Annotated in this window: 12 protein-coding genes and 3 riboswitches; of the genes, 8 read left to right on the top strand and 4 right to left on the bottom strand. The window is 44.7% G+C overall.

The annotated features are described in order from the left end of the window. Window positions 1–236: 236 nt before the first annotated feature. Window positions 237–812, top strand: a complete 576-nt coding sequence (locus AZ46_RS15820; protein WP_029284362.1) for a hypothetical protein — start codon at window positions 237–239, stop codon at window positions 810–812. A gap of 256 nt (window positions 813–1068) precedes the next feature. Here AZ46_RS15820 and AZ46_RS21050 read toward each other — a convergent pair whose 3' ends face one another. Continuing rightward, a complete protein-coding gene (locus AZ46_RS21050; RefSeq protein ID WP_051865591.1) occupies window positions 1069–5598 on the bottom strand; it encodes an Ig-like domain-containing protein in 4530 nt (1509 codons plus the stop codon). Between the two features lie 537 nt (window positions 5599–6135). Here AZ46_RS21050 and AZ46_RS15810 point away from each other — a divergent pair. After that, the gene (locus tag AZ46_RS15810; RefSeq protein WP_029284360.1) at window positions 6136–6510 is read left to right on the top strand and encodes a YciI family protein; all 375 of its coding nucleotides are present in this window, start codon (window positions 6136–6138) and stop codon (window positions 6508–6510) included. A 105-nt stretch (window positions 6511–6615) separates the two neighbouring features. Here the strand turns inward: AZ46_RS15810 and AZ46_RS15805 are convergent, their stop codons facing one another. Continuing rightward, a complete protein-coding gene (locus AZ46_RS15805) occupies window positions 6616–7350 on the bottom strand; it encodes an AAA family ATPase (RefSeq protein ID WP_029284358.1) in 735 nt (244 codons plus the stop codon). 29 nt (window positions 7351–7379) lie between these two features. Beyond that, the gene (locus AZ46_RS15800) at window positions 7380–8150 is read right to left on the bottom strand and encodes an alpha/beta hydrolase (RefSeq protein ID WP_035319420.1); all 771 of its coding nucleotides are present in this window, start codon (window positions 8148–8150) and stop codon (window positions 7380–7382) included. Window positions 8151–8220: 70 nt separating this feature from the next. Continuing rightward, a riboswitch (SAM riboswitch) is annotated at window positions 8221–8327 on the bottom strand. Between the two features lie 148 nt (window positions 8328–8475). On the opposite strand from AZ46_RS15800, the gene AZ46_RS15795 reads away from it, so the two are divergent. From AZ46_RS15795 to AZ46_RS15770, 6 genes are all read left to right on the top strand, one after another. Beyond that, window positions 8476–8898, top strand: coding sequence for a DUF4395 domain-containing protein (locus AZ46_RS15795; RefSeq protein WP_235728228.1), 423 nt, complete (start codon window positions 8476–8478; stop codon window positions 8896–8898). A gap of 65 nt (window positions 8899–8963) precedes the next feature. Then, window positions 8964–9069: riboswitch (SAM riboswitch) on the top strand. Between the two features lie 86 nt (window positions 9070–9155). After that, window positions 9156–9260, top strand: a riboswitch (SAM riboswitch). 87 nt (window positions 9261–9347) lie between these two features. Then, the gene (locus AZ46_RS15790) at window positions 9348–10379 is read left to right on the top strand and encodes a methionine ABC transporter ATP-binding protein (protein WP_029284352.1); all 1032 of its coding nucleotides are present in this window, start codon (window positions 9348–9350) and stop codon (window positions 10377–10379) included. Further along, window positions 10369–11019, top strand: a complete 651-nt coding sequence (locus AZ46_RS15785) for a methionine ABC transporter permease (protein WP_029284350.1) — start codon at window positions 10369–10371, stop codon at window positions 11017–11019. Before AZ46_RS15790 ends, AZ46_RS15785 begins: the two co-directional genes overlap by 11 nt. Before the next feature lie 12 nt (window positions 11020–11031). Next, a complete protein-coding gene (locus AZ46_RS15780; RefSeq protein WP_029284348.1) occupies window positions 11032–11862 on the top strand; it encodes a MetQ/NlpA family ABC transporter substrate-binding protein in 831 nt (276 codons plus the stop codon). 19 nt (window positions 11863–11881) lie between these two features. Then, the gene (locus AZ46_RS15775; RefSeq protein WP_029284345.1) at window positions 11882–13087 is read left to right on the top strand and encodes a M20 family metallopeptidase; all 1206 of its coding nucleotides are present in this window, start codon (window positions 11882–11884) and stop codon (window positions 13085–13087) included. A gap of 617 nt (window positions 13088–13704) precedes the next feature. Continuing rightward, entirely contained in the window at window positions 13705–14661 is a 957-nt protein-coding gene (locus tag AZ46_RS15770; protein ID WP_029284343.1) for an alpha/beta fold hydrolase, read from the top strand. Window positions 14662–14663: 2 nt separating this feature from the next. Here the strand turns inward: AZ46_RS15770 and AZ46_RS15765 are convergent, their stop codons facing one another. Continuing rightward, entirely contained in the window at window positions 14664–15509 is an 846-nt protein-coding gene (locus AZ46_RS15765) for an SDR family oxidoreductase (RefSeq protein WP_029284341.1), read from the bottom strand. Window positions 15510–15551 lie beyond the last annotated feature (42 nt).

Below are 15551 nucleotides of genomic sequence, written 5' to 3'. Positions count from 1 at the left end.
ATATCTGGATTTAACATAAAATTAGTGGGGGTTCACCACTCGATTTCGCATCCCTTTTAGCAATGTGACAGAAGTTATTGTCATTGTTACGAATTCGTATGCAAATCGGTATGTTAAAAAGTAAAAGCAGGTTATTGGATATTTATATTAAAGTGATAAGGAGGCTTATTCAATTAAGGAGGCAGGTTAATTAATAAGAAATGATATAATTATTAAAAATAAATCTGGAGGTAAAGATGGGACTGTTTGATATTTTCAAAAAAAAGGAGTATCAACTAACATTGCAACTTAATGCACGGTTACAACCTTTTGACCGTGGTGAATTTTTCGAGGACCCTCTTAACGAAGCATTAAAAGATAGTAAATGCGGTACAACAGACGGCGGTGGAACAATGCAGCTGGCAACAGGAGAAATAGAGTTTTGTGATATAGAAATATTCCTTAAAGATAACAACAAGGAAAACGTTGAAAAACTACTACAATTTATTGATAGAATGGGTGTGCCAAAGGGTTCTATTCTGAAAGCTGCTGGTCTCGAACAATCCGTTGGAACGCTTGAAGGATTAGCACTTTATTTAAATGGTACAGAATTGTCAGAAGAAGTGTATCAAAACTGCGATATAAATTATGTGATTGAAAAAATTGATGAAGTGCTCGATGGTTCTGGACAATATTACAGCTATTGGGAAGGTCCAGAAAATACAGCTTTATATTTTTATGGGATTTCGTTTGGAGAAATGAAGCAAAGAATGACTTCTTTTTTATCTGAATATCCACTTTGCCAAAAGTGTAGGGTAGAGCAAATTGCATAGTACAAAAAATCATCCTTTCAACTAATGGGTGATTATCTTCAACAAATAATACTTTAAAAAATGGCTCGAAGCATTTGCCTCGAGCTTTTTTGTGTGCTAATTTCACAACTGAAGTATCTGCTAAAACTACTGGGAATTATATTGCGAAAAGCATTGATATATCCAATTTTGCACTTCAAAACTGAACCCGTTAATTATAAATCCTGCATGCTTTTTAACCTTCATCTTTTGTTTTCACAGTATACTTTCCTGCTCCTTATTTCACTTTCACACTCGCAGATTTGCTGACATTCCCTGCTGCATCAGAAGCGGTGATGCTGAGGATGGTATCTTTCTTTTGTTTGGCAATTAAAGCATTAAACTTCCCTTTATGGTCTGCCTTGGCGCTTCCGATGACCTTTTTGCCGACTTTAATGGTGATAGTGGCATGAGCCTCTGATTTGCCTGTGACAGATGTAGAATGGCTGTCTACTTTGTCTGCCTTTGGAGCTGAAGGCGCCGTTTTATCTGTGACAATGACCGTTCTGGTGCCGCTGATATTGCCGTCTGCATCAGTTGCTGTAAGGTAAATGATTGTTCCTGCTTTTTGTTTAGGAATTTTCACTTTGAAGTCGCCTGCAGCATTCGCAGTTGCCGTATACTGTTTCTTTTTTGTCCCGATTGTCACAGTTACAACCGAACCTGCTTCTGCTTTTCCGGTTACTTCTTTAGAATGGTCTGATACTTCGTTCGCAGTTGGAATCGTTGAATCTACCGTTTCTTTTACCGTAATGCTCAGTTCTTCGCTCACATTTCCAGCGGCATCTGCTGCTGTAATTTTGAGCACAGTGCCCGCTTTTTGCTTTGGTATGGTTACCTTGTATGAACCTTCGAAATCCGCAGCTGCTGTATATTTATCTTGTCCAATCATAACGGTAACAGTCGAGCTTGCTTCTGCTGTACCTGTCACTTCTGTTGATTGATCCGATACTTCACCCGCAGAAGGTTTGCCAGGAGCTGTTTTATCTTTTACTGTAATGCTCAGTTCTTCGCTCACATTTCCGGCCGCATTTGCTGCTGTGATCTTCAGCACAGTGCCTGCCGTTTGTTTGGGAATCGTTACTTTAAAGGCGCCTGCAGAGTCCGCAGCTGCCGAATATTTTTCTGTCCCGATCGTCACAGTCACCATTGAACCGGCTTCTGCTTTTCCAGTAACTTCTGTAGACTGATCGGATACTTCATCCGCTGTCGGGGCAGCGACGGCAAACTTATGCGTATAAATCTGCTCGCTGTATTCTGCTTGTCCTCCGGCATCTAAGCCATAGGTAAACCAGTATTTAATGACATCCCCCTCTTTTACATCATTTAATGTGTAAACAGAGTACTTATCACCGGCTTTATTCATCATGATGTTTTGCTGCGTAGTGCCATTTTTAATGTAATGAATAATGGCCCAAGGAGCATCATTCACATAAAACTCTACAGAATTTTCTTTAATTGTTCCAACACCATAGCCTTCTTTTTCTGGTGCTGGGGGATCAGCCGGATCTGCCGTCAGCTCTGGGATTTCATAGAGATGCACGTTATCAATCGTTACGGTATGCTCTCCCAGTGCGTCTTGTCCATCCACTTTCCCTAATGCAAAAATAAGCTTTGCAGCAGGGTCGGTATTCTTTTCATGAGTAAATTCGATCGCATAGGTATTTGACTCTTCATTTACTTCAATCGTTTCCCATACATATTTGTCATAGCCGGTGCTTTCAAGAATCGCATCTATTTTTCTTCCAATGGTAGAGGACATATCAAAAACCAATCGATAGGACTTTGACTTTTCTAATGAAAGGCCAAGCTGGCTGAATTGAATGCTCCAGAAATCACTGCCCAATGATGGGATCGTTATTTGCTTCTTTTCGCCTTCATTGCTGGAAGTTGCTCCAACATTCGACCATACTTCCCATGAAGCATTTCCATCTTTAAATGAAGGGTTTTTAATCTTGTTTGAAGCAGGATTTTTCATTTCAAGGACGACATGATCAATCGTGATGCCATGCTGGTCGTAGTCAGCATATTTGCCTAATAAGAAGTTTAATTCGACGATTTCTTCTGCTGTTGCTTTGAATGAATAGGTATATCTTTTACTTTCCTGTGTTAAAGATATATTTTTCTCAAAGACTCTATTAAATGCCGCGTTTTGAACAACCAATTCCATATCCCGCGGAATTGTCGAACTGGCATCAAATGAGACTACATACTCCTTGTCTTTGAGAAGCTGAAGTCCGGTTTGCTTGAATTGGACAGCCCATTTTTCAGCTCCAGAACCGCTGGCATCAAACTTTGGAATCGTAATTTTAGCTTTACCGTCCTTTGCGCTTATCTCATTGATAAAACTATCATTGCTTTTCCAGCTCCATGCTGACCATGAAGCAAGCTCCTGGCTGAACGAACCGTTCTTTAACGGGAAGAGCTTTTCTGCCGGTATTTGCGGTTCAATGGCGACAGTCACCGTGCATGATGCTGTTTTTTGTCCATCTTCGGTTGTTGCCGTAATCGTCGCTGTTCCATTTTTTACGGCCGTTACAACACCGCTGGCGCTAACTGTAGCCACAGTTTCGTCGCTTGAGGACCATGTTACTTTCTTATTCGTTGCATTTGACGGTTCAACGGCAGCCGATAGAGTTGTTTTCTGTCCTGCAGCCGTTAATGCAGCTTCCGTTTTATTGATTTTTACGCCTGTAACAGGAACTGGTTCTTCTTCCTTCACTTCCTGGTTATACACGCGAACATAGTCTACTTGCATGGAAAGAGGGAAATCATCCGGTGATGGTTCTCTTCCTCCATCAAACCAGCCTCCTAAGGCAAGGTTCATGATGATATAAAAGTCCTGATCAAAAGGAGCGCGCGGATTTTCCCTTGCCGCTGCTGAATACCATTGTTCCTTTGTCACGCTGTAAAAAAACTTGCCGTCAACATACCAGCTAAGGATATCTTCCTCCCATATTAAACTGTAAACATGGTAGTCTGTATCAATTCTTCCTCCGTCAGCAAAGGTCTGTTCACCGGAAAGATACTTATTTAATGGCCATTCATCGCCAAAGTGGATCGCACCGCTTGTCGATCCAGGAACACGTCCTTTTGCTTCCATGACATCTATTTCACCAGAAGAAGCCCAGCCTCCGTATACATCATCATTCGGCAGCATCCAAAGTGCCGGCCAAGCTCCAGTAACGGCGGGAAGCTTCGCGCTGAAATCAATTCTGCCGTATTTAAACGTGAATTTATCCTGTGTCGTGATTTTTCCTGAAGAGTAGGGGGCTACACGGTCCGGATCCTGCGGAAATGTCTTCGGATCAGCGAGCGCCTTTATGTTTAATTTCCCGTCTTCTACAAAAACATTATCCTCACTGTCCGTATAATGCTGAAGTTCATTGTTGCCCCAGCCCCAAGTGCCAGGATCATCATTCAGGTAGTATCCTGTGGAATAATTCCATTTGGATTCATCTAACTCCGTGCCGTTAAATTCATCACCCCAAGTTAGATTCCAGCCTGCAATTTCTGAGTTCTCAGACGTGCCGATTTGGATATCATCTAACTTTGTTTCGTCCGGACGATAGGCATCCGGATTCCCGATGAACTTATACTGAACATAGTTGTCTCCGATTTCTCCGCCTTTTTCTCCATTCAGCGGATAGCCAATACGGAAATCCATGTCCTCCTGAATAGGCTGGAACCAAAGTCCAAAGATGTAATCCACCCAGTATCCCCACTGATTGGCAGAAGACATCCGGTTGTATCCATTGGAAGAATAGCTGAATTTAGTCAAATTGGATTCAAGGATATTGACCCACTCATCATCAACCTTCACTTCATAGACAAATTTATCGACTTCACTTTTGATCGCGGAGCCGCCGTCTATTTTAGGTATAGGCAGGCCGATTGCCCCGTTTTGATCCGCTTCAAAAGTTGATCTGCCGTCAAAATTTGTGATCTTAAAGGAATTTCTAACCGGCACCGTAACCTTCAGCGTGTATTCAACAAACACATCAGGATTTGTTTTGGAAGCCACTTTCACCTGCGTGGTTTCTTCTACCGGATTAAACCAATAGCCGCCCGGACCTTCCCACCAGTTTCCGAAATTCGTATCGTAGATCCATCCGCTTGCTGCATTGTTATCGATTGAAATCCAGTCACCATCCTGCTTTACAAAGAGGGCAATATCATCCTTTACATCTTTAAAGGTAGCCCCGTTGTTAAACCTAGGAAATTCAAACCCAACCCCGCCTGAAGGTGATACATCAAGTGAAGTAGCTCCAGCCGGTGACATGGCTGTAATTGGCTGAGGCACGGCCGGAGTGACGTTTAATGTATACTCAACAAAAACGCCTGGATTTGTTTTGGAAGCCACTTTCACCTGCGTAGTTTCTTCTACCGGATTAAACCAGTAGCCGCCCGGACCTTCCCACCAGTTTCCGAAATTAGAGTCGTAGATCCATCCGCTGTCCGGATTGTTATCAATTGAAACCCACTCATTATTCTGTTTCACAAAAAGGGCAATATCATCTTTTACGTCATTGAACGCCGCCCCATTGTTGAAGGTTGGAAATTGAAATCCCGCACCGCCGTCAAATCCTACTTTAATAGAAGTTTCGCCGGCCGGAGTCATGGATGTAATAGTCTGCATTGCAGCAGTTCCGGCCGCATTCTTGCTTGGTCCCTCTGTATGGCCTGTTAGTAACCCGGCATTGAATATGAGCATTTGAATGGCCAGTAAAAAAATCAGTATCCTCTTTGCTTTAGGCTTTCTTGTCATGTATTCATCTCCTGATTTGATTTTTTCTTTGCACGAAACGTTTTAAATAGTTGAATGTCATCTAGTCTTATAGAACTATAGCCTTCACCCCGCAATTTGGTAACGCTTTCATTTGATTTGACTATTCTATCTTTAATTGCAGTCATTTGTTAGGAAGGAAATTTTGTATAGAGTGCAGATATTTTGTTTTCGGCTTGAAACATAACGTGATTTAAGAGATTCTGAGAAGATTCAGATGTTCTTTGTTTTATGGAAGGATGAAAAGAGGGAAGTATGACCTAGGATTTTTTGTAACATCCAGAGATTTGTGCATGCTTAAGCAGCAACGGTTCTAACTCTTTCTTTGTCTGTGAAGGAGAAGCTGTTTTTTTTCATTAGAGGAGAATGGAAGCTGAATATTGAAATGGTAGAGAAGGTTATAAAAAGTTTGATGTTTTGATAGCTTTAGGAGGTTTTCTTACACTTTCAGTCCAAGTCCATTTGTGGTCAACAGTTGTAGTTTTAGTTGGAAATTCGGGTGCTAAAGGAGAGAAAATCATGATATTTTTATGTATGGGCTATTTCAGCCCTGAAAAAATGAATGCACGGCCAAGAGAAGAAATTGAGGCGGTTATGAGTGAATGCCAGCCTGTTATTGAAAATTTTTATGAAAGCGGTAAGGTGCTTCTTGATGCAGGCCTTGAATCTGAAGTTAAGAGCCTGCGCCGCGTAAATGGACAGGTTCTTGTAACAGATGGTCCTTTTAAAGAAACGGAAGATCTGATCGGCAGTGTATTTGTTTTTGAAGCAGAAAGTATGGATGAAGCAATTAAAATGGCCTCTCTTCATCCAACGACGCAAATCAGCAAAGGGGAAGAATTCGGCTGGCGGATAGAAGTCCGTCCTGTTCATTTCTTTAAGAATGAAAAATGAGCTGCCTTGATAAAGTGTAACTGGTGAACAGAATGGAGCTCCCACAGCTGGAACTCCAAACGATTAAGAGAAAGGGAACTCCAATTTCCGTGGAGCTCCCTTTCTTTATTCCTCTTTAAATAGCTCCTCCAAAAACCGCTCCCGGTTTTCCAGAAAGTATTTCGTAATTTGATAGTGATCCGTATCTTCGTACGTCCTTTTTGTGATTTTTTCATCGTCAAAGCTAAGAATGTCAGCACCCGGAAAGCCAAGGAGGATAGGGGAATGAGTGGCAATAATGAACTGAGTGTCTCCGTTTTTCGTCAAATCGTGAAGGAGGCGGAGGAGGGTCAGCTGCCTTGACGGGGACAGGGCTGCCTCAGGCTCATCAAGCAGATAAATGGCTTTGCTGCCGAAGCGGTTCAGGAAAAGGGACAAGAACGACTCGCCGTGGGACTGTTCGTGCAGTGATTTTCCTCCGTATGCACCGAAGACATCTCCTGAATCAGGATCTTCACTGAGTTCTTCAAGGTGGGAGGCAAATTGGAAAAAGGATTCTGCCCTGAGAAAGAAGCCGTTTTTCACTTTGGGCATCCATCCGAGCCGAATATAATCGCCAAGGTCAGACTGCGAGCTTCTCGGCTGGTAGAGATGGTGGCTTCCGCCTGCAGTGTTAAAGCCGCACTGATAGGCAACGGCCTCCATCAGAGTCGATTTGCCCGAGCCGTTCTCACCGACAAAAAAAGTAACAGTGCTGGTCAGTCTCAGTTCGTCCATACCGGAAATGGCAGGGATGGAAAAGGGATATTTTTTAAAAGAGGGGATATTCTCTTTAAGCAGTTTAATTGATTTTAAGAACATGTTCATCACCTGTCTACAGTTTAGCAGATTCAGACAGACAATTTATACTCCCGGCTGCAGCAAAGTTCAATATAGGCGGCTGTTTTTTCTGCAATGACGTCCTTATCAAAATCCATTGAGGCCACATGATAGGAATTCGTGAGGCTGACCATCTGTTTGAAAGGAGATGAGATGGCATGGAAAAGAACATCTGAGCTTGAGGCCGGTACAACATGGTCTTCTTCTGATTTGAAAATCAGGGTCGGACAGGTTACTTCAGACAGCACGGGCTTCGTTGTTTTAATGAGCGTCAGCAGGTTGTGGACGGCTTTAATCGGAACGGCTTCATACGTAATTTCTTCCATATCGTCCGCTTTGATATCCGGTTTTCCTTCTGGAATAAAACGGGGTTCGATCTCGTGCTGAAAAACCTCATAGCCCGGAACGCTAAGTGCTGCATTGATGGTGATTAGCCCGTCGATGTCCTGGTGCCTGCATGCAAGGTGAGCCGCTAAAATTCCGCCCATGGACTGCCCTGCAACAAAGATCCTGCGGCACACTTTTTTAAGCTTTTTATAAGCTTCTTCGATATTTTGAATCCAGTCTGTAAAGCAGCAGTCTTCAAAATCAAGGGGAGTGGTTCCGTGGCCTTTCAGGCGCGGGGCATAAACGGTATATCCCTTTGCGGCCAACAGTTTTCCGAGCTCGCCGACACTTTGGGGAGTACCGGCAAATCCGTGGCACAGAAGAATGCCGATCTCATTTCCTTTATGAAAAAAGCTTTCAGCTCCTGCAAGGACAGGCACATGTTTCGTCGTCATCATCATTTCCTCCCAATCAATTCTGAACTAAAAAACCCTCTCCTGCTTACAGCTGACAAGAGAGGGTTTTTCTTTATCGGCCAAAGCATCGTGCTTTGCTGGTTGGAGCACCTTTCCGGCAAGCGGCGGCTGCTGTGAAGTCATGGAGCCAGGTCTCTCGTTCACTCTTGATAGATTATATTTAATTCTTATTGGTTTAGTTGGTTTTAACGATCTTATCATGCTGGAGAGATAGCTGTCAATCACTTCCTGAAGCAATCCTCTTCACAAAATTGGCTGCCTGGAGTAAAATACTTATATTCCAATCAGACAGGTGGGTTTTAGTGTGAAAACCATTCCAAAACCTTTAGTATTAGTTAATCAATGGGTGATTGTGCTATCCGCTGCAGCATTCTTGATCAGCGGCATGGGCGCTTTTTTACTGGTGCCTCTTACGGCCGGGATTATGGGACTGCTGTTTAAAGTAAACCCGATCATGAAAGCTGCCGGCACCTTTTTGAAAAAAGAGCCTTCAGCCTATATACAGGAAGATTTTGATCAGCAGCAGTTTAATCAGGTTATAGCAGTGATCTGCCTGAGCCTTGGGTTTGCCGGATACATGCTTGACTGGACGGTGCTTGCCTATGCGGCAACTATTATGGTTGCCATTGCCGCATTTGTCGCGATTCTCGGTTTTTGTATCGGCTGCTTTATCCGTTTTCAGTGGCAGCAGTATAAATACCGCAGACTTTCTAAACAGTCCAACTGATTTTTTAAAAAAGTGTTGACTTTCAGAAAATACGGGAGTAAAGTTAGACACATCGAAAATATAGCTTCTTATCACGAGAGGTGGAGGGATATGGCCCTTTGAAACCTCGGCAGCGGACTCTTTATGAGAACTGTGCCAACTCCAGCAGGCGTGCAGCCTGAGAGATGAGAAGAGCGAACGGTCTTTTTTTGCAGATCCAGCCTCTTCCTGTCTTTCAGGGAGAGGTTTTTATTTTTCTTTAAAACTAAATCATGATTTTCTTATCCAGAGAAGCGGAGGGACTGGCCCCATGATGCTTCGGCAGCGGACTTTTGAAAAAGTACTGTGCCAATTCCAGCAGGCGATAGCCTGGGAGATGAGAAGAGAACCGGTGATTTCTTATGCCATGCCCTCTTCTTGTCGGATAGAAGAGGGTTTTTTTATTGCAAAAATACAGGGAGGTTACATAAATGATTGAATTTAAAGGCGTCACAAAGGTATACGGGAGCGGCGGCAATGAAGTGAAAGCTCTTGACGGCATTGATCTGGAAGTGAAAAAAGGGGAAATATGCGGAGTCATCGGTTTTAGCGGAGCCGGAAAAAGCACCCTGATCCGCACAGTGAATCTGCTCGAGCGTCCAACAGCAGGGCAGATCATCGTGGATGGTCTCGACTTAACGGCGCTTTCCAAAAAGGATGTGCGCGGAGTCAAACGGAAAATCGGCATGGTGTTTCAGCATTTCAATCTGTTGAACTCAAAGACGGTCTATGCAAATGTGGCCATTCCGCTCCTGCTCTCAAATGTCCCCCAGAAAGTCATTAAGGAGCGGGTTGCCGAGCTGCTCTCGTTTGTAGGACTTGAGGACAAAGCGAATCAGTACCCTGATCAGTTATCAGGCGGCCAGAAACAGCGCGTCGGGATTGCAAGGGCACTTGCTACCCAGCCATCCATTCTTCTTTGCGATGAAGCTACCTCGGCACTTGATCCTCAGACGACAGCTTCGATTCTGAAGCTTTTGAAAAAAATCAACGAGGAATACAACATTACGATTCTCATGATCACGCATGAAATGTCAGTCATAAGAGAGGTTTGCGATACAGTAGCCGTGATCGAAGGCGGAAAAATCATAGAATCAGGTTCTGTGTTTGAGGTCTTCTCAAATCCAAAAACAAAAACCGCTTCAAACTTTGTCAGCTCTGTTCTGAATGATTCGATTCCTGAATCGGTTCTGAAACTTGTTCAGGAAGAAAACAGCCAGGGACAGATTTTCAAAATTAATTTTGTCGGAAAATCCTCAGGTCAGCCGCTGCTTTCGCAGATTGCGAAACGATTTGACCTCCATATCAACGTGCTGTTCGGCAACATCACGGAGCTTCAGGGGATTCCATTTGGACATTTAATCGTTGAACTTCAGGGAACGGAAAGTGAAATAAAAAGAGCGCTTCTGGTGATGAACCAGGAGAACGTATCAGTGAAAGAGGTGAATGCACATGCTAGTTGATTCTCAGCAAATACTTGATGCTTTAGTCGAAACACTCGCAATGACCGGTTTTTCCCTGCTTTTCTCCACGTTGATCGGCCTTCCGCTCGGCGTGCTGCTGGTCATCACCCGAAAGGGACATCTATGGGAAAACGCCATTATTTTTAACATCCTGAACGGGATCGTGAATCTTTTCCGCTCTGTGCCGTTCATCATTTTGATGGTGGCGATTGTTCCGCTGACGAGATTGATTGTCGGAACCTCAATCGGAACAGCTGCAGCTGTTGTGCCGCTTGTCTTTTACGCAGGACCCTATATTGCCAGATTAATAGAGAACTCGTTGCTTGAAGTGGACCCGGGAGTCATTGAAGCGGCAGAAGCAATGGGTGCAACGCCAACCCAGATCATCTTCAAGTTTATTGTTCCTGAAGCATTAAGCTCACTTGTTTTGAGTCTGACGATTGCGACAGTGGGACTTGTCGGTGCATCTGCGATGGCAGGGGCTGTCGGCGGAGGCGGACTTGGAGATCTCGCCATTACATACGGCTACCAGCGCTTTGACACGGTTGTCATGATCATTACAGTGGCCATTCTTGTTGTCCTTGTTCAGGGACTTCAGACTTCAGGAAACATTTTATCGAAAAAAATCAGAAGACGATAGGAGAGAACAATGATGAAAAAATGGATCATTTTAACACTGATTGCAGCACTCGCCGCTTTTGCTGCGGGATGCGGAAATAAAACAGCAAGCGGAAAAGAAGAGGTGGATGTGAAAATCGGCGTCAGCGGATCTGATAACCGCATCTGGGACTTTGTTGCCAAGAAGGCAGAAAAAGAAGGCATTAACATTGAGATTGTCAGATTTTCAGATTATGTGCAGCCGAATCTTGCGCTTTCAGAAGGCGAGCTGGATGCCAATGCGTTTCAAACGATTTCTTACTTTAATGCCTTCAAAAAAGAACACAATCTTGACCTGACTCCCATTGGAACAACGGTCATCGCACCTCTTGGCCTCTACTCGGATAAATACAAATCTGTTGAAGACATTCCGGAAGGCGGAAAAATTGCAGTTCCGAATGAAGCGACAAACATGGGAAGAGCGTTCCTTCTTCTTCAGGCAGCCGGTTTAATTGAACTTCCTGAAGACTTTGACGGAAACGGATCACTTGATAAAATCGTCAAAAATCCGAAAAAGCTTGAAATCGTGCCCGTCGTCGCCGGCCAGACACCGCGTGTGCTTCCCGATGTAGCAGGTTCTATCATCAACAACGGAATTGCTGTTGATGCAGGATTTAACCCAATCAAGGATTCTATTTTCCATGAAGATGACACAGCCACACCTTATATCAACATCATCGCAACACGCACAGAAGACAAGGACCGCAAAGAACTGAAACGCATCGTTGAGCTTTACCAGGAGGAAGACACAGCTGAATTTATTGAAAAAGAATACGATGGAGCCACGATTCCGACGTTTGTCCCTCTAAGTGAAATTGGAGAATAATCATTGAGGAGGAAAGAGCATGAGCACAGCAGTTGTTACGCTTAAAGAGCAAATCATTGATGAAATCGAATCAAGAAAGGCAAGCTACCTGAGAATCAGCCATTCGATTCATGAAAACCCTGAAATCGGCAACGAAGAATTTTTCGCTTCAAAGCTCCTTTCCGACTTGCTTGAGTCAGAAGGGTTTACAGTTGAACGCGGAGTCGCAGGACATGAGACGGCGTTTCTGGCCAGGAAGAAATCGCCGCTAAAAAACGGGGCATCTGTTGCTTTTCTGGCGGAATACGATGCGCTTCCGGGACTTGGCCATGCCTGCGGCCACAACATCATCGGCACCGCAAGCACAGCAGCAGCGATTGCCCTAGGCAGACAGATTGACGTAATTGGCGGAGAAGTAGTTGTTTTGGGCACACCAGCGGAAGAAGGCGGACCGAACGGCAGTGCGAAAGGAAGTTTTGTCAAGCACGGGCTGCTTGAAGGCATTGATGCGGCCTTGATGGTGCATCCGTCCAATGCTACAAGAATAACGGGGAACTCGCTTGCGGTGGATCCGCTTGATTTTGAATTCATTGGAAAGCCGGCGCATGCTGCAGCTGCTCCTCATCAGGGAATCAATGCGCTGGATGCAGTCATTCAGCTTTTCAACAGCATCAATGCCCTCCGTCAGCATGTTACAGACGATGTGAAGATCCACGGGATCATCACACACGGCGGCGATGCCCCGAATATCGTCCCGCACTATGCGAAAGCTCGGTTTTACATCCGTGCGGCAACAAGAAAAAAATGCTCAGAAACAACAGAACGCATCAAAGCTGCAGCACAGGGAGCAGCATTGGCAACAGGCGCTAAGCTGAATGTCATTGCTTTTCAAAATGAAGTCGACAACCTGGTGCTAAACCGGAGATTTGACTCCGTTTTTAAAAAGCAGCTTGAAAGTCTCGGAGAAACAGTGGAAACGTCTGAGCGCGAAGGCCTCGGTTCAACGGACGCCGGCAACATCAGCCACGTTGTTCCGACGATCCATCCGTATATCAAAATTGGACCTGATACCCTCGTCGGCCACACAGACGAATTCAGGGAGGCAGCCAAGTCAGAGCAGGGGGACGCAGCGCTTTTGCTCGGTGCAAAAGGCCTTGCCCTGACAGCGCTTGAGCTGCTGACAGACCCTGTCCTTCTGGATGAAATTAAGGAAGAATTCAGACAGCGGAAGGAACTTGAGGGATAGGAAGAGACTTAAAGAAAATCATTCAGCCAAAGAAAAATCCGGACTGTAATTAGTCCGGATCTTTTAATGTATATAAAGGGTTCAACAGTTCACCCAGAATGCTGCCACTTTTCGAGTGAAGAGACTCTCAAATGTGGCGCCATTCTGCGCAGTGCTGCCACTTTTCGAGTGATGAGATTCTCAAATGTGGCGACATTCTGCATAGTGGTGCCACTTTTCGATTGATGAGATTCTAATATGTGGCGCCATTCTGCACAGTGGTGCCACTTTTCGATTGATGAGATTCTCAAAAGTGGCGCCATTCTGCGTAGTGGTGCCACTTTCCGAGTGATGAGACTCTCAAAAGTGGCGCCATTCTGCACAGTGGTGCCACTTTCCGAGTGAAGAGACTCTCAAAAGTGGCGCCATTCTGCGCAGTACTGCCACTTCTCGAGTGATGAGACTCTCAAAAGTGGCGCAATTCCCGAAAATGCTGCCACTCAATTGATGGTTCCCCATTTTGTCGCAACTCCCCGCGATGTCAAACTTAAACAAAATATTCCTATAATCACACCTTTTTTTTAACTTTTGTCCGCTAAACTAGGTGAATACTTTTACTAAAGAAAGCGGGACAAACCATGAAAATGAAATGGAAAAAAATCATTCGAACTCTTTTTCTGCTGATTGGAGCTGTCATTTTGCTGAGCTTCATCCTTCATCAAGGGATCACACTCTATGAGCAGAAGAAATACCAGGCTCCGGGGCAGCTTGTCGAGGTAGACGGCAGGAGCATGCACGTTTACACAAAGGGGGAAGGGGAACACACGATTTTGCTGTTAAGCGGCCTCGGAACGGCTGCGCCAGTCCTTGATTTTGAACCGCTGGTAAATGAACTGGCAAAGAAGCACAAGGTCGTGGTCGCAGAACCATTCGGCTATGGATGGAGTGATGGGACAAATAAGGCGCGCACAGTGGAAAACATGGTGGAAGAGGTGCGGACGGCGCTTAAGAAAGCCGGCATCCAAGGACCGTATGTTTTGATGCCGCATTCAGTCTCCGGGGTCTACAGCATGTATTATGCCAATGCCTATCCAGATGAAATAGAAGCCATTATCGGAATTGATCCAACCCTGCCAAAGGCTTTTGACTACTTTAATGAAAAGGCTCCGTCGGTTCCTTCGTTCGTTCGTGCTGCATCTGTACTTGGTGCTGCCAGGTGGGCGGCTGTATTCACACCTGAAGACTTTCTGCCCATTGCAGGGGAAGGAACGTATTCAGAGGAGAATCTGAATATGACCAAACGAATTGCCGCATGGAAAAGTTCCAATAAAAACGTCATAGATGAAGCGAATGAACTGAACAGGAATGCGGAAAAAACAGAAGTTATGACGTTCCCGCCGCATGTTCCCGTCATGATTTTTCAAGCGATGGACAAGGACCAAAAAGAGAAGGACGAAAAGATCAAAGCATTTTATGGAGATCAAATGAGTCCTGCGGAGGAACATAAACTTGTTTCACTTACAGGTCATCATTATCTCCACTGGACAAAGTCAGCGGAAATAAGCGAGTATACGACAGAGTTTCTGAAAAAGTAAGGTTACAATTCGGTCTTTTTTCCAAGCAGCTTGCCAATAAGTATGGATTCCCACATGCGCCAAGGAAGAATCCGTTTTAAGAACAGAGATATCCGGACGCCTTTTCCAGCCGGATATCTGAGCTTGGTCAATGAATCTTTTGAACATAGCTTAACAATCAGTTCAGCGACATCAGCTGGATTCCCAAGCTTCTCTTTCCCCTGCTCAAGTTCGTTTTCAATGGCATTCATATACACAAGATACGGTGAATCTTCTATAGAAGATACTTTTCTTCCAGTTGTCCAAATGTTCGTAGAAAAGGAACCCGGTTCAATCAGGGCGACATCGATGCCGAACGGCTTGACTTCGAGTCTTAGGCTTTCGCTGTACCCTTCAAGCGCATGCTTTGATGCTGCATACGGCGAGATGCCCGGAAAGCCGATCAATCCGCTGATGCTGCTCATGTTGATGATTTTTCCGCTCCGCTGTTTGCGCATATGCGGCAGGACCGCCTGGGTAACAGCGATGACACCGAAGAAATTTGTTTCGAACTGGCTTTTATAGTCGATCACCGTTACTTCCTCTCCAAATCCGCCAAAGGCAAATCCGGCGTTGTTGATCAGAATGTCGATTCTGCCGGTCTCTTTCAAATACTCCTTTAAGCCATCAATCGATTCCGGGGACGTGACGTCAAGCTCGAGGACCGTCACTCTTTCTTTGTGTTCTCCAAGCATCCTGAAAAGTTCCGTTTGTTTCTCCGTATTTCTCATAGAAGCGATGACGCGGTATCCTTCCGCAGCAAGTCTGAGGGAAGCGAGCATCCCAAAGCCGCTTGATGCACCTGTAATGAGCACCGTTTTTTCATTCATATGGCATTTCCTCCGTGTAGGCATGTCTTTTCTCCATTATAT

This window comes from Metabacillus indicus LMG 22858, from assembly GCF_000708755.2.
GTDB lineage: Bacteria > Bacillota > Bacilli > Bacillales > Bacillaceae > Bacillus_P > Bacillus_P indicus.
Note: the sequence above shows the minus strand (reverse complement) of the source record. Positions and strands in the feature narration are given on the sequence as shown.